This window comes from Pseudomonas sp. M1 (assembly GCF_022760135.1).
Lineage (GTDB): Bacteria > Pseudomonadota > Gammaproteobacteria > Pseudomonadales > Pseudomonadaceae > Pseudomonas > Pseudomonas citronellolis.
Genome location: NZ_CP094343.1, coordinates 442713 through 464051 on the forward strand (window position 1 = coordinate 442713; position 21339 = coordinate 464051).

The window sequence follows — 21339 nt, forward strand, 5'->3', positions numbered from 1 at the left end:
CTTTCTTGTTGTTCTGCGGGGGGCTCAGGCGTTGCGGGCCTGCCAGTCGACCGGGTAGAGGGCGTAGAACACGCAGGCCTTCTCGCCCTCGTAGGCCAGCGGCGTGCGCTCCGGCACCCAGATCACGTCGCCCGGCGCGGCCTCGATGACGCGCTCGCCCAGGCGCAGGCGGAAGTGGCCTTCCAGCACCACGATCAGCTCGTCGTAGAGCACCGTCCACTCGATGGAGCAGCCGTCGAAGCGGGCCAGGCCGGCGCCCATGGTCTGGCTGTCGGCCGGGCCGATCAGGCGGCAGATGGCGGCGTTCTCCGGCGCCTGGCCGGCATAGGGCTGGAACTGCAGGGCGGACTTCTGGAAGTGGATGACGTCGGACACGGCGGGGCTCCTGGTGGGCGGATGGTCATCTAACGTATTTCCATGGAAATTTACCTTCAGTAAAAAATCAACTTGTTTTTTTAAAAGTGACTGGGTAGTTTCATTTCCACGCCCCGTCGCCGACGGGGCGTGCCCAGCGACGTACTCCACAACAACTACAAGAGGAGATGCGCATGAACCGTGCCCCACGGTCTCTACCCGCGCCGGCCGTACCAGGCCGCGGTGCCCCTTCGCCTCTGACTGCCAGTCGCCTTCATCCGCGAGTTGTTCCGGTACGCCCAACCCACCTCCGCCGTGCCACCGCGGTGGCCACGGTTCGTATCCACAGAGGGTCCGCTCGATGATTTCGCGCAAGAACGCTTTGCAACCCCTGCTGCTGCTCCTGGGACTCGGTCTCGGCAGCGCCCAGGCGCAGGATTCCATGGTCGTGGTCGGCTATGGCGGCGCCGGGCAGAAGGCCCAGGACGTAGCCTTCTTCCAGCCCTTCGCCAAGGCCAGCGGGGCGCGCCTGACCCAGGCCGAGTACAACGGCGAGATGGCGCGCATCAAGGTGATGACCGACACCGGCCACGCCGACTGGGACGTGGTGCAGATCGAGGGCCCGGACCTGGCGCGCAACTGCGACCTGGGCATGTTCGTGCCGCTGGACTGGAAGCAGCTGGGCGGCGCCGACCAACTGGTGGCCAACGCGGCCAAGGAATGCGGCTCGGCCGCGCTGGTGTGGGGCGTGGCCATCGCCTACGACGCCGACAAGCTGAAGACCGCGCCCAGCGGCTGGCAGGACTTCTGGGACCTGAAGAAATTCCCCGGCAAGCGCGGCCTGCGCAAGCGCGCGGTGTACAACCTGGAGTTCGCCCTGATGGCCGACGGCGTCGCCCCGACGGACGTGTACAAGGTGCTCTCCACCAAGGCCGGCGTCGACCGCGCCTTCGCCAAGCTCGACCAGATCAAGCCATCGATCCAGTGGTGGGAGGCCGGCGCCCAGCCGCCGCAGTGGCTCGCCGCCGGCGACGTGGTGATGACCACCAGCTACACCGGGCGCATCGCCGACGCCCACAAGAGCGGGCGCAACCTCGACCTGGTCTGGCCGGGCGCGCTGTACGGCATGGACTACTGGGCGATCATCAAGGGCTCGCAGCACGTCGACCTGGCCAAGCGCTTCATCGCCTTCGCCAACCAGGCCGACGCCCAGGTCGACTACGTGCACAACATCCCCTACGGCCCGACCAACAAGCAGGCCGCCGAACGCCTGCCGCAGGACCTGGCGCGCTGGGTGCCGACCGCGCCGGCGAACATCAAGGTGGGCCTGGCCATGGACGACGAGTTCTGGGCCGACCATGGCGAGGAGCTGGAAGAGCGCTTCAATGCCTGGGCGGCGCAATAGATAAAAGCGGCTGCAGGCTACAGGCTGCAAGCTGCAGGCAAGAGCGAAGAGGCCGCGGAGCCGTCGGTTATGCCGTACGCTCTTCGCCTGTAGCCTGTAGCCTGTAGCCTGTAGCCTGTAGCCGAACAACAGAGGAACCCCGGCATGACCATCCCGATGCCCTCCCGTGAAACCTGCTCCGCCGAAGAGTGGACGCTGCGCGAGGAGTTGGCCGCCTGCTACCGGCTGATCGCCCATTTCCGCATGAGCGATCTGATCTTCACCCACATTTCCCTGCGCCTTCCGGGGCCGGAGCATCATTTCCTGATCAACCCCTACGGGCTGATGTTCGACGAGATCAGCGCCTCCAGCCTGGTGAAGATCGACCTGGCCGGCAACCCGGTGGCGCCGACGCGCTACAAGGTCAACCCGGCCGGCTTCGTCATCCACAGCGCCATCCACGCCGCCCGCGAGGACGCCCAGTGCGTGCTGCACACCCACACCCGCGCCGGCTGCGCGGTGGCGGCCCAGGCCGCGGGGCTGCTGCCGCTGAACCAGATGTCCATGGAGTTCTACGGGCGCCTGGGCTACCACGACTATGAGGGCATCGCGCTGTCGTTCGACGAGCAGCAGCGCCTGGTGCGCGACCTCGGCGACCACCTGGGGATGATCCTGCGCAACCACGGCCTGCTGACCGTGGGCGCGAGCGTGAAGCAGGCGTTCCTGCGCATGTACTACCTGGAGAAGGCCTGCGACATCCAGATCGCCGCCCAGGCCGGCGGCGAACTGGTGATCCCGCCGGACGCGGTGTGCCGGCGCACCGAGCGCCAGTTCAACGAACCGCACCAGCCGCAGGCCGAAGGCGAACTGAGCGACCCGGACGGCATCGACCTGGCCTGGGAGGCGCTGCTGCGCATGCTGGAGCGCATTGCGCCGGGGTATCGCGACTGAGCGACCGGTCTTGTCTTGCCGGCCGCGCCGAGGTGCTTTTCGTAGGATGGGTTGAGCTTGCGAAACCCATGTGGCCGTGGTGATGGGTATCGCTTCGCTCAACCCATCCTACGACGGCGTTTCTCCTGTTCCTTGTAAGCGGGCTCTGCCCGCGATTTCGCGCGCAGGGCGCGCTCCTACATGGGAATGGCGTGGTGGGGCGGCGTAGGAGCGGATCTCATTCGCGATCCGCGCCGGGACATCCGGTTATCGCGGACAAGGTCCGCTCCTACGGGGGAGGAGGAATACCATGCTCCCCAGCAACCTGTAGGAGCGGGCCCTGCCCGCGATTCGCGCGCAGGGCGCGCTCCTACATGGGAATGGCGTGGGTGGGGCGGCGTAGGAGCGGATCTCATCCGCGATCCGCGCCGGGGCATCCGGTTATCGCGGACAAGGTCCGCTCCTACGGGGGAGGAGGAATACCATGCTCCCCGGCAACCTGTAGGAGCGGGCCCTGCCCGCGATTTCGCGCGCAGGGCGCGCTCCTACATGGAAATGGCGTGGGTGGGGCGGCGTAGGAGCGGATCTCATCCGCGATCCGCGCCGGGACGTCCGGTTATCGCGGACAAGGTCCGCTCCTACGGGGGAGGAGGAATACCGTGCTCCCCAGCAACCTGTAGGAGCGGGCCCTGCCCGCGATTTCGCGCGCAGGGCGCGCTCCTACATTGGAATGGCGTGGGTGGGGCGGCGTAGGAGCGGATCTCATCCGCGATCCGCGCCGGGACGTCCGGCTATCGCGGACAAGGTCCGCTCCTACGGGGAAGGAGGAATACCATGCTCCCCAGCAACCTGTAGGAGCGGGCCCTGCCCGCGAAATCGCGCGCAGGGCGCGCTCCTACATGGAAATGGTGTGGGGGTGTGGCGTAGGAGCGGACGGAGCCCGCTCCGCAAACGACAAGCCCGGCTTCTGCCGGGCTTGTCGTTCACTGCTGGGTCCGCGCCTTGCTGCTGCTTTCCAGCTGCTGCTCGGCGGCCTTGGCCAGGTCCGGGGGGAGGAAGTCCTTGTCCGGGTTGTAGTCGGCCTTGAGGTAGGTGCCCAGGGCCTGCAGGTCGGCCGGGCTGAGGGTGCCGGCGGTCTGCTTCAGGCGCAGGTTGTCGAGGATGTAGTCGTAGCGGCTGTTGTTGTAGTCGCGCACCGCGCTGTACAGCTGGCGCTGGGCGTCGAGCACGTCGACGATGTTGCGGGTGCCGACCTGGTAGCCGATCTCGGTGGCTTCCAGCGAGCTCTGGTTGGAGATGATCGCCTGGCGCCGCGCCTTCACCGTTTCCACGTCGGTGTTCACCGCGCGGTGCTGGTTGCGCGCGTCCTGCACCACCTGGCGGCGCTGGCTTTCGCGCAGCTGCTCGCTCTGGCTCAGGCGCTGGTACGACTCGCGCACCTGGGAGCTGGTCAGGCCGCCGCTGTAGATCGGGATGTTCAGCTGCACGCCGACGCTGGTCTGGTCGACCCACTTGCCGTAGGTCGGGGCGGTGCCGGTGTTGGTGAAGCCCAGCGCGTCGTTGTCGCCCTTCTGGTACTGCACCACCGCATCCACGGTCGGCAGGTGCCCGGCCTTGCGCTGGCGCAGGGTTTCCTCGGCGGCGGTGACCGCGAAGTTGCTGGCCTGCAGGGCGATGTTCTGTTGCACCGAGGTATCCACCCAGGCCTTGGCGTCGTTCGGCGTCGGCACCACCACCGGCAGCGAGTGGAGGATGCCCTCGATGCCGCTGTAGTCGCGGTTGGTCAGGGTCACCAGGGCCTGGAAGGCGTCTTCCACCGCCTGCTCGGCGACGATCCGGTTGGCCCGCGCGGTGTCGTAGCCGGCCTGGGATTCGAGTACGTCGGTCTTGTCCGACAGGCCGACGTCGAAGCGTTCGTTGGACTGGTCGAGCTGGCGCTTGAAGGCCGCTTCCTCGGCCTTGCTGGCGGCCAGGTTGTCCTGGGCGCGGAGCACGCCGAAGTAGGTCTCGGCGGTCTGCAGGATCAGCCGCTGCTGGGTCGCGGAGAATTCCAGCTGGGCCTGTTCGCTGATGTTTTCCGCGGCCTTGAGCTGGAACCAGCGGTCGGCGCGGAACAGCGGCTGGCTGAGGCTGGCCTGGACCAGCTGGCTGCTGCGGTTGAGGGTCACGTCCGGGGTGTCCAGCGAGGTGCGGCTGGTGCCCAGGCTGCCGCCGGCGTTGATCTGCGGCAGCAGGCCGGAGCGGGCCTGGGGCACGACTTCCTTGCGCGCCAGGTAGTCGGCCTGGGCGGCGGCGAGGTCGGCGTTGTTGTCTACGGCATCCTTGTAGACGCTGATCAGGTCGGTCTTGGTCGGCAGCGGAGCGACGCTCGACGTGGGCTGTGCTGCCCAGACGAAACCTGTGGAGGCGGCCACGGCGACAGCCAGGGAGAGTCTGCGCAGCATTCGTTCGTCCTAGAAAGTGTGCGGGTGGGGCAAGGCTACGGTCGCCCCGATTGGCGGTCAAGGCGCCATCTTCGGGCAATTCGTTGCAGCATTGTAGTTGCCGGGGCGTGACCGCGAAGTCGCTTCGGATACTTTCGGCCCGGCGGCATTGGCCAAGCGCCGAACTCTTGTTTAGACTGCGGACGTTCTTGTCGGGGTGCCCCATTGCGAGGGGCTGAGATCGGATAGTTCCGGATCCCGTTGAACCTGATCGGGTTAGCACCCGCGTAGGGAACAAGAAGTCCGCGTCCCCAGTGCCTTTCCGGCCGGCCCCAGCCCTCCCCGGACGCGTCCTTTCTCCGCAGTGCCTTGCGGCTCCCGCGTCACCCAGGTTCTCCCGACAATCAACCCAGGAGAGCCAGGATGAGCACCCAGAAGAACAACGTCACCCGCCTTGAACAGCTCGATCGCCAGTCGGCGCAGCCTTTCCCCAATTCGCGCAAGGTCTACCTGACCGGCTCGCGCCCGGACATCCGCGTGCCGGTGCGGGAAATTTCCCTGGCCGATACCCCCACCGCCTTCGGCGGCGAGAAGAACGCCCCGGTGTTCGTCTACGACACCTCCGGCCCCTACACCGACCCCGAAGTACGCATCGACCTGCGCAAGGGCCTGCCCGACGTGCGCTCGCGCTGGATCGACGAGCGCGGCGACACCGAGATCCTTCCCGGCCTGACCTCCGACTTCGGCCAGGCCCGCCTGGCCGACGCCAGCCTCGACGCCCTGCGCTTCGCCCACGTGCGCACCCCGCGCCGGGCCAAGGCCGGGAAGAACGTCACGCAGATGCACTACGCGCGCCAGGGCATCATCACTCCGGAGATGGAATACATCGCCATCCGCGAGAACATGAAGCTGCAGGAAGCCCGCGCCGCCGGCCTGCTCAAGGACCAGCACCCGGGGCAGAGCTTCGGCGCCAGCATCCCGCAGGAGATCACCGCCGAGTTCGTCCGCGAGGAGATCGCCCGCGGCCGCGCCATCATCCCGGCGAACATCAACCACACGGAACTGGAGCCGATGATCATCGGCCGCAACTTCCTGGTGAAGATCAACGGCAACATCGGCAACAGCGCCCTGGGCTCGTCCATCGAGGAAGAGGTGGAGAAGCTCACCTGGGGCATCCGCTGGGGCGCCGACACGGTGATGGACCTGTCCACCGGCAAGCACATCCACGAGACCCGCGAGTGGATCCTGCGCAACAGCCCGGTGCCGATCGGCACCGTGCCCATCTACCAGGCGCTGGAGAAGGTCGGCGGCATCGCCGAGGACCTGAACTGGGAAATCTTCCGCGACACCCTGATCGAGCAGGCCGAGCAGGGCGTGGACTACTTCACCATCCATGCCGGCGTGCTGCTGCGCTACGTGCCGCTGACCGCCAAGCGCGTCACCGGCATCGTCTCCCGCGGCGGCTCGATCATGGCCAAGTGGTGCCTGGCGCATCATCAGGAGAACTTCCTCTATACGCATTTCGAGGAAATCTGCGAAATCATGAAGGCCTACGACGTCAGCTTCTCGCTGGGCGACGGCCTGCGCCCGGGCTCGGTGGCCGACGCCAACGACGCCGCCCAGTTCGGCGAGCTGGAAACCCTCGGCGAGCTGACCAAGATCGCCTGGAAGCACGACGTGCAGGTGATGATCGAAGGCCCCGGCCACGTGCCCATGCAGCTGATCAAGGAGAACATGGACAAGCAGCTGGAATGCTGCGACGAGGCGCCGTTCTACACCCTCGGCCCGCTGACCACCGACATCGCCCCCGGCTACGACCACATCACCTCGGGCATCGGCGCGGCGATGATCGGCTGGTTCGGCTGCGCCATGCTCTGCTACGTCACGCCCAAGGAGCACCTGGGCCTGCCGAACAAGGACGACGTGAAGACCGGCATCATCACTTACAAGATCGCCGCGCATGCTGCCGATCTCGCAAAAGGTCATCCGGGCGCGCAGATCCGCGACAACGCGCTGTCCAAGGCGCGCTTCGAGTTCCGCTGGGAAGACCAGTTCAACCTCGGCCTGGACCCGGACACCGCCCGCGCCTTCCATGACGAGACGCTGCCGAAGGACTCGGCCAAGGTCGCGCACTTCTGCTCCATGTGCGGGCCGAAGTTCTGCTCGATGAAGATCACCCAGGAAGTCCGCGACTACGCCAAGGAAAACGGCCTGACCGACGAGCAGAAGGCCATCGAGGCCGGCTTCCAGGAACAGGCCGCGCGCTTCAAGGACGAAGGCTCGGTGATCTACAAGCAGGTCTGATCGCTACACCGCGGCACCTGTAGGAGCGAGCTTGCTCGCGAACAGCCCGGGCTCGGGGCCGGTTCGCGAGCAAGCTCGCTCCTACGAAAAGAAGACACATCCCAATAACCCCAGAGCCTTGCGCACATCGTGACCACTCTCACCGCAACCAACTATTCCCCGGCCATCGCCGTCGGCGCCGCCCAGCGCGTGCTCGGCCTGCGCGACCTGTTCTCCCTGTGGTTCTCCCTCGGCATCGGCCTGATGGTGCTGCAGACCGGCGCGCTGCTGGCGCCCGGCCTGGGCCTGGCCGGCTCGCTGCTGGCGATCTTCCTCGGCACCCTGGTCGGGGTGCTGCTGCTGGCCGCCGCCGGGGTGATCGGCAGCGACACCGGGCTGGCCGCCATGGCCTCGCTCAAGCTCAGCCTGGGCGGCCACGGCGCGGCGCTGCCGGCCGTGCTCAACCTGCTGCAACTGGTGGGCTGGGGCGCCTTCGAGGTGATCGTCATGCGCGACGCCGCCAGCCTGCTGGCCGCGCGCGCCTTCGGCGAGGGCAGCGCCTGGACCAGCCCGGCGCTGTGGACCCTGGTGTTCGGCGCCCTGGCCACCCTGCTGGCGGTCAGCGGGCCGTTGGCCTTCGTCCGCCGCGTGCTGCGCAAGTGGGGCATCTGGCTGCTGCTGGCGGCCTGCATCTGGCTGACCTGGGACCTGCTGCACCGCGCGGACCTCGCGGCCATCTGGGCCCGCGGCGGCGACGGCTCGCTGCCGCTGGCGGTGGGCTTCGACATCGCCATCGCCATGCCGCTGTCATGGCTGCCGCTGATCGCCGACTACTCGCGCTTCGGCAAGCACGCCGGGCAAGTGTTCGGCGGCGCCGCGCTGGGCTTCTTCATCGGCTGCTTCTGGCTGATGGGCCTGGGCGTGGCCTACACCCTGGCATTCGCCCAGGGCAGCGACGCCAACGCCCTGCTGCTGGCCCTGGCCGGCGCCGGCATGGGCATCCCGCTGCTGCTGATCCTGCTCGACGAGTCGGAAAAGGCCTTCGCCGACATCCACTCGGCGGCGGTTTCCAGCGGCATCCTGGTGCCGCTGAAGGTCGAGCACCTGGCGCTGGTCATCGGCGTGCTCTGCACCCTGATCGCCTGGTTCGCGCCGCTGGCGCAGTACCAGAACTTCCTGCTGCTGATCGGCTCGGTGTTCGCCCCGCTGTTCGGCGTGGTGCTGGTCGACCACTTCCTGCTGCGCCGCCGCGCCGCCGCCGAAGTCCGCCCCGGCCTGCGCTGGGGCTCGCTGCTGGCCTGGGCCGGCGGCGTGGTCACCTACCACCTGCTGGCCAACTACGCCCCGGACCTGGGCGCCACCCTGCCGGCGCTGCTGGTGGCCGGTGTGCTGCAGCTTGCGCTGGGGCGTATCGGCGCGAAGGGCTGAGCGCCTGGCGGAGTGCGGGAGAAACTCAAGCGTAGGATGGGTTGAGCGAAGCGATACCCATCACCATGGCAGCATGGGTTTCGCAAGCTCGACCCATCCTACGAAGAGCACTTCGGTGCAGCCTGTAAGACTGTTGCTCCTACAGGTCGATGCCGAACTTCCCGTCCATGCCGGACAGCCCCCTCTCCCGCTTGCGGGAGAGGGTTGGGGAGAGGGAACGGAGTCAGTCTGATGCACCGTTGCCGCCGGTGAACACCGTTCGCGGACAAGGTCCGCTCCTACCGCATGAGCGAGCATGGCTTTCGTAGGATGGCGTTGAGCGAAGCGATACCCATCACCGCAACCGCATGGGTTTCGCCAAGGCTCAACCCATCCTACAAAAAGCGTCTCGGCGCGGCCGGCAAGACAGTTGCTCCTACGTGCAGCGCCATGCCTCACGGTGATCTGTAGGAGCGGGCCCTGCCCGCGAATCGCGCGCAGGGCGCGCTCCCTACTGCGCCCCACGCCCCGGGAAGTAATACGGCTTGACGATGCCGTTGAGCCGCGGATACGGAATCTTCAGCTCCGGGTGCCCGACCGAGTGCGGGGCGATGCTGTCGATGTCGTACTTCAGCGTCAGCGCGCCGAAGGTCAGGGCGAAGTGCGGGGTCTTCTGGAACGGCCAGTCCCTGAGGAAGTTCGCGTCCTGCTCCACCAGCTTGTTCTGCACTACCCAGGCCTGGTGGGCCAGGCGCGCGTTGTCCCAGAAGGCCTGCTCCTGGCCGGGCAGCAGCACGTCCTGCAGCGTCAGCACCTTGTGCAGGCGGCGGTCGTAGTTGATGAAGGCGCGCCCCGGCTGGCCGTACTCGCCGCCGGTGAAGACGTAGCTGGACAGCTCGACGATCACCAGGCCGTCATGCTGCTCGCGTATCTTCGCTTGCAGGTAGCTGCTCCAGCCCGGCTTGGCGCTGGCCAGGAAATCCCGCTCGTAGCCGGCGAGGCTGGCCGGGCGCGGGTCGTCCGGGGTGTTGCGGGTGAGGTCGAGCAACTGCGCCTCGATGGCGGCGTCCAGCGCGGGTTCCCCGTCGAAGCTCAGGGTGTCCAGGTTGAACAGCGGGCACTGCTCGCCCTGGCAGCCCGGCTGCAGGTGTTCGAAGGCGGTGTGGCGGGCGCTCAGCGGGTCGCCCAGGCCGGGGCCGAAGAGGCTCTGGCAGCCGCCGAGCATCAGCAGCAGGCCGGTGGCGGCAAGGGTTTTCAGAAAATTCATGGGTGTCCTTCTTTGCGTGTCCGGCGGCGGTCGGCCGCGCGGCTTGGACCGGCGAAGCCGCGCCGGGTTCGCCGCGCCGCCGAGTGTAGCAGTGTCGCGCGGCTCCCCGCCGGGCGGTGGCGGAAAGAGGCTGCGCGGGGCACGGCGTCGCGATAGGATGGCGCGAAGTTCAACCGATCGATGAGTGTGTGGGATGGCGGATATCTTCAAGGCGGGTCCGGACGACGTGGAGATCACTCGACGCGAGGAGTGCTTCCGCGGCTTCTATCGCATCGAGCGTCTGCACCTGCGTCATCGCCAGTTCGCCGGCGACATGGGGCCGCTGATCAGCCGCGAGCTGTTCGTCCGCCACGATGCCGTCTGCGTGCTGCCCTACGACCCGCAGCGTGACGAAGTGGTACTGATCGAGCAGTTCCGCGTCGGCGCCCTGGAGGCCGGGGTCAACCCCTGGCTGCTGGAGCTGGTCGCCGGGCTGATCGACAAGGACGAAGAACCTGAAGAGGTCGCCCGCCGCGAAGCCGTGGAAGAAGCCGGCCTGAACCTCGGCGCGCTCTGGCCGATCAGCCAGTACCTGCCGTCGCCCGGCGGCAGCAACGAACTGGTGCACCTGTTCGTCGGCCGTTGCGACAGCAGCCTGGCCTCGGGCATCCATGGCCTGGAGGAGGAGGGCGAGGACATCCGCGTCCACGTGCTGGCCCTCGAGGATGCCCTGCAGGCCGTGCGCGACGGGCGCGTCAACAACGCCGCGAGCATGCTCGCCCTGCAATGGCTGGCGCTGAACCGCGCCGAGGTTCGTGGCCTATGGGTGTGAACCTGCTGCGTGAACGCTACCGCGTCGACCTGGCCGGGCTGCAAGCCACCTGCGAGGCCAACTACCTGCGCCTGATGCGGCTGCTGCCGGACATGCGCGAAGTGCAGTCGCAGCGCCGCGTGGCGCTGAGCGAGGGCGAACGCCTGCTCGGCGTGCTGGCCCTGGAAGTGATCGAGGCCTGCCCCTACACCACCACCCTGCAGGTGCGCCAGGAGCTGGGCCTGCCCTGGCTGCCCGCGCCGCGCCTGGAAGTGCGCGTCTACCATGACGCGCGCATGGCCGAAGTGGTCGGCGCCGAGCAGGCGCGCCGCCTGCTGGCCATCTACCCTTACCCGAACCAGGCCATGCACCAGCCGGACGAGAAGAGCCAGCTCAACCTCTTCCTCGGCGAATGGCTGAGCCACTGCCTGGCCTGCGGCCACGAGCTGGAACCGGTCCTGCAACGCTGAAAGCGCGGGTGATGGCGTTGCGCCATGATAGGATGTCGTTCGTCCGGCCGACGGCGAGCATACTGTGAACTGTGACTCTTTCCCGGTTTGCCCGGCACCGGGGCTGTCACCATACTTCCTTCAACGACGACGCCTCGCCTGACAGGAGAAGGCGCATTGCCTGCGAAAGAATTTTCCTCAAATGAGCCGGTGCTGCTGGTGCAGCTCACTGACAGCCATCTGTTCGCCGAGCACGATGGCCGGCTTCTCGGCATGGATACCGCGGACAGCCTGCAACAAGTGGTGAAGCGCGTCCTCGAGGAGCAGCCGCAGATCGACCTGGTCCTGGCGACGGGTGATATCTCGCAGGACGGTTCCCCAGAGTCGTACAGACGTTTCCTGGATATCTGTTCCAGCATTCAGGCACCGGCCCGCTGGTTCCCCGGCAACCACGACGAGCTGGCGCCCATGCGCGAAGTCTGCGCCGGCAGCGACCTCCTCGACCCGGTGCTCGACCTGGGCGCCTGGCGCATCGTCCTGCTCGACTCCACCATCCCCGGCGCGGTGCCCGGGCAGGTGTCCGCCGAGCAACTGGCGCTGCTGGACCAAGCCCTGCACGACGCGTGCGATCGCCACGTGCTGGTGGCCTTCCACCACCACCCGGTGAGCATCGGCAGCCAGTGGATGGACCGCATCGGCATCCGCAACCCGGACGACCTGTTCGCCGTGCTCGACCGCCACCGGCACGTGCGCTGCCTGCTCTGGGGCCACGTGCACCAGGAAATCGACCGCCTGCGCGGCGACGTGCGCCTGTTGGCGTCCCCTTCCACCTGCGTGCAGTTCGCCCCGGGCAGCGAGGACTTCGGCGTGGACACCCTGGCGCCGGGCTACCGCTGGCTGCGCCTGCTGCCCGATGGCGGCGTGCAGACCGGCGTGTCGCGGGTCACCGGCATCGATTTCCAGGTGGACTACAGCGTCCAGGGCTACTGACGCGTGCGGCTTGCAGGCAGCGGCTCGCTGCTTGTAGCCTCCCGCACCATGACCGATATCCTCTATATCCACGGCTTCAACAGCTCCCCCGCCTCGCAGAAGGCGCGCCAGCTCGCGGCTGTCATGGAGCGCCTGGGCTTGCAGGCGCACCTGCGGGTGCCCGAACTGCACCACCACCCGCGGCAGGCCATGGCCCAGCTGCAGGCGGCCATCGGCGAACTCGACCGGCCCTTGCTGGTCGGCAGTTCCCTGGGCGGCTACTATGCGACCCATCTCGCCGAGCGGCACGGGCTCAAGGCCCTGCTGATCAACCCGGCGGTGCTGCCCCACGGCCGTTTCGACGGCTACCTGGGGCCGCAGAAGAACCATTACAGCGGCGAGGAATGGGTACTGACCCAGGACCACGTCGACGCCCTGGCGGAACTCGAAGTGCCGCCGCCGGTCGATGCGGCGCGCTACCAGGTGTGGCTGCAGACCGGCGATGAAACCCTCGACTACAAGGTCGCCGCGGTCTTCTACCGGGCCTGCGCCTTGCGCATCGAGGCCGGCGGCGACCACGGCTTCCAGGGCTTCGCCCGCTGGCTGCCGGCGCTGCTGGCCTTCGCCGGGGTGCCGGCGGGCCTGTGGCGCGACCTCGATTTCACAACTCTTTGAAAAGGGACCCCATGGCCCAGCAGAACGCCTATACCGCAGAAGCCATCGAAGTCCTCTCCGGCCTCGATCCGGTGCGCAAGCGCCCGGGCATGTACACCGACACCACGCGGCCCAACCACCTGGCCCAGGAAGTCATCGACAACTCCGTGGACGAGGCCCTGGCCGGCCACGCCAGGAGCGTGCAGGTGATCCTCCACGAGGACAACTCGCTGGAAGTGATCGACGACGGCCGCGGCATGCCGGTGGACATCCACCCCGAAGAGGGCGTGCCGGGGGTCGAGCTGATCCTCACCAAGCTGCACGCCGGCGGCAAGTTCTCCAACAAGAACTACCAGTTCTCCGGCGGCCTGCACGGCGTGGGCATCTCGGTGGTGAACGCGCTTTCCACCCAGGTGGAAGTGCGCGTCAAGCGTGATGCCAACGAATACCGCATGACCTTCGCCGACGGCTTCAAGGCCAGCGACCTGGAAGTCATCGGCAGCGTCGGCCGGCGCAACACCGGCACCACCGTGCGCTTCTGGCCCGACCCGAAGTATTTCGATTCGCCGAAGTTCTCCGTCAGCCGCCTCAAGCACGTGCTCAAGGCCAAGGCCGTGCTCTGCCCGGGGCTGCTGGTCACTTTCGAGGACAAGAGCAGCGGCGAGCGCGTCGAATGGCATTACGAGGACGGCTTGCGTTCCTACCTGGCCGACTCGGTATCCGAGCTGCCGCGCCTGCCGGAAGAGCCCTTCTGCGGCACCCTGGTCGGCAGCAAGGAGGCGGTGGACTGGGCCCTGCTGTGGCTGCCCGAGGGCGGCGAATCGCTGCAGGAAAGCTACGTCAACCTGATCCCCACGGCCCAGGGCGGCACCCACGTCAACGGCCTGCGCCAGGGCCTGCTGGATGCCATGCGCGAGTTCTGCGAGTTCCGCAACCTGCTGCCGCGCGGTGTCAAGCTGGCCCCGGAAGACGTCTGGGAGCGCATCGCCTTCGTCCTCTCGATGAAGCTGCAGGAGCCGCAGTTCTCCGGGCAGACCAAGGAGCGCCTGTCCTCCCGCGAGGCGGCGGCCTTCGTTTCCGGCGTCGTGAAGGACGCCTTCAGCCTCTGGCTCAACGCCAACCCCGAACTGGGCCTGCAACTGGCGGAGCTGGCCATCAGCAACGCCGGCCGTCGCCTGAAGGCGGGCAAGAAGGTCGAGCGCAAGAAGATCACCCAGGGCCCGGCGCTGCCCGGCAAGCTGGCCGACTGCGCCGGCCAGGATCCGATGCGCGCCGAGCTGTTTCTGGTGGAGGGCGACTCCGCCGGCGGCTCGGCCAAGCAGGCGCGGGACAAGGAGTTCCAGGCGATCATGCCGCTGCGCGGGAAGATCCTGAACACCTGGGAAGTGGATGGCGGCGAAGTCCTGGCCAGCCAGGAAGTGCACGACATCGCCGTGGCCATCGGCGTCGACCCGGGCGCCGCCGACCTGAGCCAGCTGCGCTACGGCAAGATCTGCATCCTCGCCGACGCCGACTCCGACGGCCTGCACATCGCCACCCTGCTGTGCGCCCTGTTCGTCCGCCACTTCCGCCCGCTGGTGGAAGCCGGGCACGTCTACGTGGCCATGCCGCCGCTGTACCGCATCGACCTGGGCAAGGAAGTCTTCTACGCCCTGGACGACGCCGAGCGCGACGGCATCCTCGACCGCCTGCTGGCCGAGAAGCGCCGCGGCAAGCCGCAGGTCACCCGCTTCAAGGGCCTGGGCGAGATGAACCCGCCGCAGCTGCGCGAAACCACCATGGACCCGAACACCCGGCGCCTGGTGCAGCTGACCCTGGAAGACGCCGAGGGCACCGTCGAGATCATGGACATGCTGCTGGCCAAGAAACGCGCCGGCGACCGCAAGTCCTGGCTGGAGACCAAGGGCAACCTGGCCGAGGTCCTGGCCTGATGCGCCGCGCGCTGGCCGCCCTGGCGGCCGTGCTCGGCTGCGCCCAGGCCCTGGCGGACGCACCCGCGGTAGGGCAGGGGCCGGCCCTGCAGTTCCTCTCCGAGCACGCCGTGGAAGGCATGCCCGCGGGCAACCTGTCGGGGCTGGCGCTGTGCGGCGGCGAGCTGTGGACGGTGTCCGACCGCGACGACGACCGCCTCTACGGCCTGCGCCCGGACGAAACCCCGGGCAGCGTCTGGCAGGCTCGCGCCGAGACTTTCAGCGTGCCCGGGCTGCCCGACAGCGGCCTGTCCTGGGGCGCCCGCGCGCGCACCTGGCTGTATGGCCTGGTACGTGGCGGGGCCATGGACTTCGAAGGCGTCAGCTGCGACGGCAAGGGCAACCGCTACTTGGTCAGCGAGGCCTATGCCGGCGTGCTGCGGGTGCCGGAGGCCGGCGCCGCGCAATGGCTGGAGCTGCCGCCGACGCTGCTGCGCCAGGCGCGCGCCAGCGGCCTGCTGATGGTCAACAACGCCTACTACGAAGGCCTGGCCATCGACGCCGACGGCAAGCGCCTGTGGCTCGCCGCCGAACGCCAGCGCCGCGGCCTGCTGCGCCTGCGCAACGACAACGGCAGCTGGAAATGCGACGGCGCCTGCGTGCTGCTCAGCGAGGCCGGGACGGCGCTGCCGCCGCCGCAACTGGAAAGCGACAAGCCGCTGGCCCTGGACTTCTCCGACCTGGCGCTGTACCAGGGCAAGCTGTTCACCCTGGAGCGCCTGGTGCACCAGGTCTGCCGGCGCAACGCCGAGAGCGGCGCCGCCGAGCGCTGCTGGTCGTTCGCCGACGGCGCCCTGGCCCCGGAGCGCCGCTACGCCTTGCCCTACGGTGTGGCCGAGGCCCTGGTGATCGACGACAAGGGCGCCTGGATCGGCCTGGACAATGGCGACGCGGCCCGCGCCGACGGCGATGCGCGACCCTACGTGCTGCGCTTCGCCGCCCCGGCGGAGGGCTGGCTGGGTGGCAAATGAACGACGCGCAACCCGGACGCCGCCTCGGCAAGGCCATGATGCTGCTCGCCTGGCTGGCCGGCATCGGCCTGGCCACGCATTTCTTCGGCCTGTGGGAAAAGCGCCAGCACAACCCCAACGTGCAGCCGCAGTCGCTGCACGGCGACGGCTACGTGGAGCTGCGCCTGCTGGGCAACCGCCAGGGCCACTACGTGTTCGACGGCCTGATCGACGGTGCGCCGGCGACCTTCCTGCTGGACACCGGCGCCAGCGCCGTGGCCGTGCCGGAAGCCCTGGCCCTGCGCCTGCAGCTGCAGCGTGGCGCGCCCATCGACCTGGACACCGCCAACGGCCGCACCCGTGGCTGGCGCACGCGCCTGCAGCGCCTGGAGCTGGGCGACATCCTCTTGAAGGACGTGCCGGCGATCATCGCCCCGGGTATGGGCGGCAACGAGGTGCTGCTCGGCATGAGCGCCCTCAGACAACTCGAATTCTCCCAGCGCGACGGCACCCTGGTGCTGCGCCAGAACACTTCCCCGTGAGGCACGCATGAGCGAAACCCTCGATCTGAGCCTGGAAGGCGTGGAGCGTCGCTCCCTCGCCGAGTTCACCGAACAGGCCTACCTGAACTACTCCATGTACGTGATCATGGACCGCGCCCTGCCGCACATCGGCGACGGCCTGAAGCCCGTGCAGCGGCGCATCGTCTACGCCATGAGCGAACTGGGCCTGGACGCCGACTCCAAGCACAAGAAGTCGGCGCGCACCGTCGGCGACGTGCTCGGCAAGTACCATCCCCACGGCGATTCGGCCTGCTATGAAGCCATGGTGCTGATGGCCCAGCCGTTCTCCTACCGCTACCCGCTGGTGGACGGCCAGGGCAACTGGGGTGCGCCGGACGATCCCAAGTCCTTCGCCGCCATGCGCTACACCGAGGCGCGCCTGTCGCGCTACGCCGAAACCCTGCTCTCCGAGCTGGGCCAGGGCACTGCCGACTGGGTGCCGAACTTCGACGGCACCATGCAGGAGCCGGCGGTGCTGCCGGCGCGGCTGCCGAACCTGCTGCTCAACGGCACCACCGGCATCGCCGTGGGCATGGCCACCGACGTGCCGCCGCACAACCTGCGCGAAGTGGCCGCGGCCTGCGTGCGCCTGCTCGACCAGCCGGACGCCGGCGTCGGCGAGCTGCTCGAACACGTGCAGGGCCCGGACTTCCCCACCGAGGCGGAAATCATCACCCCGCGCGCCGACCTGCAGAAAATCTACGAGACCGGCCGCGGCTCGGTGCGCATGCGCGCCGTGTACCGCGTCGAGGACGGCGACATCGTGGTCACCGCGCTGCCGCACCAGGTCTCCGGGGCCAAGGTGCTGGAGCAGATCGCCGCGCAGATGCAGGCCAAGAAGCTGCCGATGGTCGCCGACCTGCGCGACGAGTCGGACCACGAGCATCCCACCCGCATCGTCATCATCCCGCGCTCCAACCGCGTGGACGCCGACGAACTGATGACCCACCTGTTCGCCACCACCGACCTGGAAAGCTCGTACCGGGTGAACCTCAACGTCATCGGCCTGGACGGCAAGCCGCAGGTCAAGGACCTGCGCCAGCTGCTCAGCGAATGGCTGACTTACCGCACCGACACCGTGCGCCGCCGCCTGCAGTTCCGCCTGGACAAGGTGGAGAAGCGCCTGCACCTGTTGGAAGGCCTGCTGATCGCCTTCCTCAACCTCGACGAGGTGATCCACATCATCCGCACCGAGGACCAGCCCAAGCCGGTGCTGATGGAGCGCTTCGCCCTCACCGACGTGCAGGCCGACTACATCCTCGACACCCGCCTGCGCCAGCTGGCGCGCCTGGAAGAGATGAAGATCCGCGGCGAGCAGGACGAGCTGGCCAAGGAGCGCGCCAAGCTGCTGGCGATCCTCGGTTCCAACGCCAAGCTGCGCAAGCTGGTGCGCGACGAGCTGATCGCCGACGCCGAGACCTATGGCGACGACCGCCGCTCGCCGATCGTCGAGCGCGCCGAGGCCAAGGCCCTCTCGGAAACCGAGCTGATGCCCACCGAGCCGGTCACCGTGGTGCTTTCCGACAAGGGCTGGGTGCGTTGCGCCAAGGGCCACGACATCGACGCCGAAGGGCTTTCGTACAAGGCCGGCGACACCTTCAAGGCCGCGGCGCCGGGGCGCTCGAACCAGTACGCGGTGTTCATCGACTCCACCGGGCGCAGTTACTCGCTGGCGGCCCACAGCCTGCCGTCGGCGCGCGGCCAGGGCGAGCCGCTGACCGGCCGCCTGACGCCGCCGCCGGGCGCCAGCTTCGAGCGCGTGCTGTTGCCCGAGGACAATGCCCTGTACGTGCTGGCCTCGGACGCCGGCTACGGCTTCGTGGTCAAGGGCGAGGACATGCAGGCCAAGAACAAGGCCGGCAAGGCCCTGCTCAGTCTGCCCAATGGCGCCCAGGTCATGGCCCCGCGGCCGGTGGCCGACGTCGAGCAGGACTGGCTGGCGGCGGTGACCACCGAAGGCCGCCTGCTGCTGTTCAAGGTCTCCGACCTGCCGCAGCTGGCCAAGGGCAAGGGCAACAAGATCATCAGCGTGCCGGGCGAGCGCGTGGCCAGTCGCGAGGAATACCTGACCGACCTGGCAGTTCTGCCGCCGGGGGCGACCCTGGTGCTGCAGGCCGGCAAGCGCACCCTGTCGCTGCGCGGCGACGACCTGGAGCACTACAAGGGCGAGCGCGGCCGGCGCGGCAACAAGCTGCCGCGTGGCTTCCAGAGGGTCGATGCGCTGCTGGTCGAGTCACTGTCTCAGGACTGAAACGCTCTGCGATACACTCTGCCTCTGGAGCTATGGCGCCGGTTAAGGGATGATAGGTCCCTTTGACGCTGGCGCCATGGCTCCATTGTCGTTTTGGTTTGTGGTTTTTTGTAGCAAGTGACGCCGATCTTCGGCGAATTAACGGTGATTGCACGATGAGCGCCCTGCGCGTCCTCGCATGTCTTTCCCTCGTCGGCCTCCTCGGGCTGGCGGGCTGTACGGTGAATCGGCCGACGCAACTGTACCAACTGGATGCCGGTGCGACCCCGCTGCCGACCCGCGACAACGGTATCGCCGTACTCCTCGGTCCGGTGCAGCTGGCCGACTACCTGCAACGTGAATCCATGGTCCAGCGCCAGGCCGATGGCATCCTCAACCTGTCCACCGAGGCGCGCTGGGCCGGCAGCCTGGAAACCAACGTCAGCCAGCTGCTGGTGCGCCAGCTGTCCAGTAGCCTGGACACCACCCGCCTGGCGCTGTTCCCGGAACAGCCGGGGTTCACCCCGCAGGTGCAGGTGATGCTGACCATCACCCGCCTGGATTCCGGCCCGAAGGAGCCGGCGGTGCTGGATGCGCGCTGGCGCCTGCTCGACCAGAAGGGCACGCTGCGCGACAGCCGCGTGTTCCACGAAGAGGAAAAGCACGACGGCAGCCTGCAGGACCAGGTCCGTGCGCAGAGCGAACTGCTGCGCCGCCTCGCCGGGCAACTGGCCCAGGACGTGCGCCCGGTGGCGGTGGCCGCCGAGCAGCCGGCCGCTCCGCGCAAGCCGGCGGCGAACACCGAGCAGGCCGCCAAGCCCAAGGAAGAAGGGCCGAAAATGCCGCTGGTGGTGCCCATCCACAACAACGTCGAAGTCTTCCGCTTCTGATCGGCCGCGGCCCGCGAGGGTTCACCTCCGCGGGCCGTTTTCGTTGACGATTTCTTGACCATGACGGTGCTAACAAGGCTGCGGTTCTGCCGGCACCGTTGATCGGAATCCCTTCGATCGGCGCCCGGCGGGGGTAAGCCCTTGCCAGCCTCCCTCTCCCTGTCGCCCTCCAGGCTGGCCAGCCTGGGCCCGGCCGCCCGCGCCTGGCTGCTGGGCGCGCTCGCCCTGCTGCTGTTCTGCGCCCAGGCCAAGGGGCGGGCGATCATCGGCTTCGACTCGCGCTTCGTGCTGTTCGCCCAGGAAATGCTGCGCCACGGGCCGAGCCTGTTTCCCAGCACCTATGGCGAACCCTACCCGGACTACCCGGGCACCTCGACGCTGCTCATCTACCTGCTGTCGCTGCCGTTTGGCCGCGTCGACAGCCTGGCCGCCTGGCTGCCCTCGGCGCTGGCCGCGGCGGCGCTGGTGGCCCTGGTGTACCGCCTGTTGGAGCCGATCTCGCCGCGTTGGGCGCTGCTCGCCGTGGCGCTGTTGCTGCTCACCGCGACCTTCGTCAGCGAGACCCGCGCGGTCTCGCTGGACCAGATGGTCGCGGCGCTGGCCCTGGGCGCCTTCTACCTCGCCTATCGCGATCGTGAACGTCCGCTACCGGCCCTGCTGGCAAAGCTGGGGGCGCTGCTGCTGGGCGGTTTCCTGGTCCGTGGCCCGCTGGGCCTGGTGATTCCCGCTGCAACGGTCTGCGCCAGCTGGCTGGCGGCGCGGGACTGGCGCCGGCTGCTGGTCTTCGGGCCGTTCGCCGCGGCCCTGCTGGTGTTCTGCTGCCTGGCCCTGCTGGGCGCCGCCGAGCTGAGCGGCGGCCCCGGTTTCGTCCGGGAGGTGCTGCAGATGCAGGTCATCGGTCGCATCGACGGCAGCGCCGGGGCCAGTTCGCCGTTCTATTACTTCCTCAGTGCGCCCGGCAATTACGCCCTGGCGTTCCCCCTGGCGCTGCCGGTGCTGTTGCTGCTGCCCGGTGCGCGCGGAAGGGGAGAGGCGGAGGGCACGCGTATACTGCTCTGGGCCTGCGTTCTGGCGGCGTTGCTGGTGATGCTCGGGCTTTCCGTACCGCAGGCGAAGAAGGCCCGCTACATCCTGGCGGCGGCGCCCTACATGGCGATAATCGCCGCCTATCCCTTTCACGTGACCGGCAGCCGCCTGGCTTCGGCGTTGCGCTGGGTGATGCAGTGCGTCTGGTTGGTTCTGCCCGGGTTGCTGGCGTTGGCACTGGTGCTCGCCTGGCGGCGTCTGGGCGGAGCCTTGCAGGGTTACCAGCTCGCCCTGTACGTCACCCTGGCGCTGTTGCTGCTCCTGCAGGGCTCGGCCCTGTGGCTGCTGCGCCACCGGCGGCTGCGGGCTTTGGGACTGGCCGGCTGCGCCGTGCTGGCGTTGTGGGCGGCCTATATCCTCGCCTTCGAACCCATGGAGCGCGGGCTGTGCGGCACCCGCGCCTTCACCCTGGCTGCCGACGCGGCCGTGGCCGCCAACCCGGCGCCGGTGGCTTTCGTCGGCCTGGGCAAGGACGCCAAGGCGATCAAGTACCTGGTCAACCTCGACCACGACCTGGCGCCGCGCTTCATCGATCAGGACAGCCAACTGCAGGGCCTGCGTGGTCCGCTCTACCTGGTGATGTCGGCGGCGCGCCTGCGGGCCGTGCAACCGGCGGCCCTGGCCGGCCTGAAGCCGCTGGTGGCCGCCGACTTCGACCACGAGCCCCACGTGCTGCTGTACCTACCCTGAAGCTGCTCGATAGCAGGTTGCAGAAGGAGGCCGGCCGCCCGATGGGCGGC

At 68.3% G+C, this 21339-nt stretch carries 17 protein-coding genes and 1 riboswitch; of the genes, 14 read left to right on the plus strand and 3 right to left on the minus strand.

The genetic code is table 11. The annotated features are described in order from the left end of the window. Positions 1–24: 24 nt before the first annotated feature. The gene (locus PM1_RS01915) at positions 25–375 is read right to left on the minus strand and encodes a cupin domain-containing protein (RefSeq protein ID WP_009613539.1); all 351 of its coding nucleotides are present in this window, start codon (positions 373–375) and stop codon (positions 25–27) included. Between the two features lie 340 nt (positions 376–715). Between PM1_RS01915 and PM1_RS01920 the strand changes: the two genes are divergently transcribed. Both PM1_RS01920 and PM1_RS01925 read left to right on the plus strand, forming a co-directional pair. Then, on the plus strand, positions 716–1759 hold the full coding sequence (locus tag PM1_RS01920) for an ABC transporter substrate-binding protein (RefSeq protein WP_009613538.1): 1044 nt from the start codon (positions 716–718) through the stop codon (positions 1757–1759). 144 nt (positions 1760–1903) lie between these two features. Continuing rightward, complete coding sequence (locus PM1_RS01925; RefSeq protein ID WP_009613536.1) at positions 1904–2689, plus strand: class II aldolase/adducin family protein; 786 nt, start codon at positions 1904–1906, stop codon at positions 2687–2689. 962 nt (positions 2690–3651) lie between these two features. Here PM1_RS01925 and PM1_RS01930 read toward each other — a convergent pair. After that, positions 3652–5112 carry a TolC family outer membrane protein gene (locus tag PM1_RS01930; protein WP_009613535.1) on the minus strand — a complete coding sequence of 487 codons (1461 nt, stop codon included), beginning with the start codon at positions 5110–5112 and terminating at the stop codon, positions 3652–3654. Between the two features lie 182 nt (positions 5113–5294). Further along, positions 5295–5402, plus strand: a riboswitch (TPP riboswitch). A 112-nt stretch (positions 5403–5514) separates the two neighbouring features. Here PM1_RS01930 and thiC point away from each other — a divergent pair. Both thiC and cytX read left to right on the plus strand, forming a co-directional pair. Next, a complete protein-coding gene (gene thiC / locus PM1_RS01935; RefSeq protein WP_009613534.1) occupies positions 5515–7395 on the plus strand; it encodes a phosphomethylpyrimidine synthase ThiC in 1881 nt (626 codons plus the stop codon). A 129-nt stretch (positions 7396–7524) separates the two neighbouring features. Beyond that, on the plus strand, positions 7525–8802 hold the full coding sequence (gene cytX / locus PM1_RS01940; protein ID WP_009613533.1) for a putative hydroxymethylpyrimidine transporter CytX: 1278 nt from the start codon (positions 7525–7527) through the stop codon (positions 8800–8802). A 490-nt stretch (positions 8803–9292) separates the two neighbouring features. Here the strand turns inward: cytX and PM1_RS01945 are convergent, their stop codons facing one another. Next, a complete protein-coding gene (locus tag PM1_RS01945) occupies positions 9293–10048 on the minus strand; it encodes an RsiV family protein (protein ID WP_009613532.1) in 756 nt (251 codons plus the stop codon). Between the two features lie 193 nt (positions 10049–10241). Here PM1_RS01945 and PM1_RS01950 point away from each other — a divergent pair, with 193 nt between their 5' ends. From PM1_RS01950 to PM1_RS01995, 10 genes are all read left to right on the plus strand, one after another. Then, positions 10242–10859 (plus strand): NUDIX domain-containing protein, encoded by a 618-nt coding sequence (locus tag PM1_RS01950; protein ID WP_009613531.1) that lies wholly within the window; start codon positions 10242–10244, stop codon positions 10857–10859. After that, positions 10850–11308 (plus strand): DUF1249 domain-containing protein, encoded by a 459-nt coding sequence (locus PM1_RS01955; protein WP_009613530.1) that lies wholly within the window; start codon positions 10850–10852, stop codon positions 11306–11308. The genes PM1_RS01950 and PM1_RS01955 overlap by 10 nt, the downstream gene beginning before the upstream one ends. A gap of 156 nt (positions 11309–11464) precedes the next feature. After that, on the plus strand, positions 11465–12277 hold the full coding sequence (gene cpdA, locus PM1_RS01960; protein ID WP_009613528.1) for a 3',5'-cyclic-AMP phosphodiesterase: 813 nt from the start codon (positions 11465–11467) through the stop codon (positions 12275–12277). Positions 12278–12325: 48 nt separating this feature from the next. Continuing rightward, complete coding sequence (locus PM1_RS01965) at positions 12326–12931, plus strand: YqiA/YcfP family alpha/beta fold hydrolase (RefSeq protein WP_009613526.1); 606 nt, start codon at positions 12326–12328, stop codon at positions 12929–12931. Between the two features lie 11 nt (positions 12932–12942). Further along, on the plus strand, positions 12943–14841 hold the full coding sequence (gene parE, locus PM1_RS01970) for a DNA topoisomerase IV subunit B (RefSeq protein WP_009613524.1): 1899 nt from the start codon (positions 12943–12945) through the stop codon (positions 14839–14841). Then, positions 14841–15851 carry an esterase-like activity of phytase family protein gene (locus tag PM1_RS01975; protein ID WP_009613522.1) on the plus strand — a complete coding sequence of 337 codons (1011 nt, stop codon included), beginning with the start codon at positions 14841–14843 and terminating at the stop codon, positions 15849–15851. Before parE ends, PM1_RS01975 begins: the two co-directional genes overlap by 1 nt. Next, positions 15848–16372 (plus strand): retropepsin-like aspartic protease family protein, encoded by a 525-nt coding sequence (locus PM1_RS01980; protein WP_009613520.1) that lies wholly within the window; start codon positions 15848–15850, stop codon positions 16370–16372. The genes PM1_RS01975 and PM1_RS01980 overlap by 4 nt, the downstream gene beginning before the upstream one ends. Positions 16373–16379: 7 nt before the next feature. Further along, positions 16380–18644, plus strand: coding sequence for a DNA topoisomerase IV subunit A (parC, locus tag PM1_RS01985; protein ID WP_009613518.1), 2265 nt, complete (start codon positions 16380–16382; stop codon positions 18642–18644). Positions 18645–18799: 155 nt separating this feature from the next. Then, positions 18800–19513 (plus strand): PqiC family protein, encoded by a 714-nt coding sequence (locus PM1_RS01990; RefSeq protein WP_009613516.1) that lies wholly within the window; start codon positions 18800–18802, stop codon positions 19511–19513. Positions 19514–19654: 141 nt separating this feature from the next. After that, on the plus strand, positions 19655–21289 hold the full coding sequence (locus PM1_RS01995) for a glycosyltransferase family 39 protein (RefSeq protein ID WP_009613514.1): 1635 nt from the start codon (positions 19655–19657) through the stop codon (positions 21287–21289). Positions 21290–21339 lie beyond the last annotated feature (50 nt).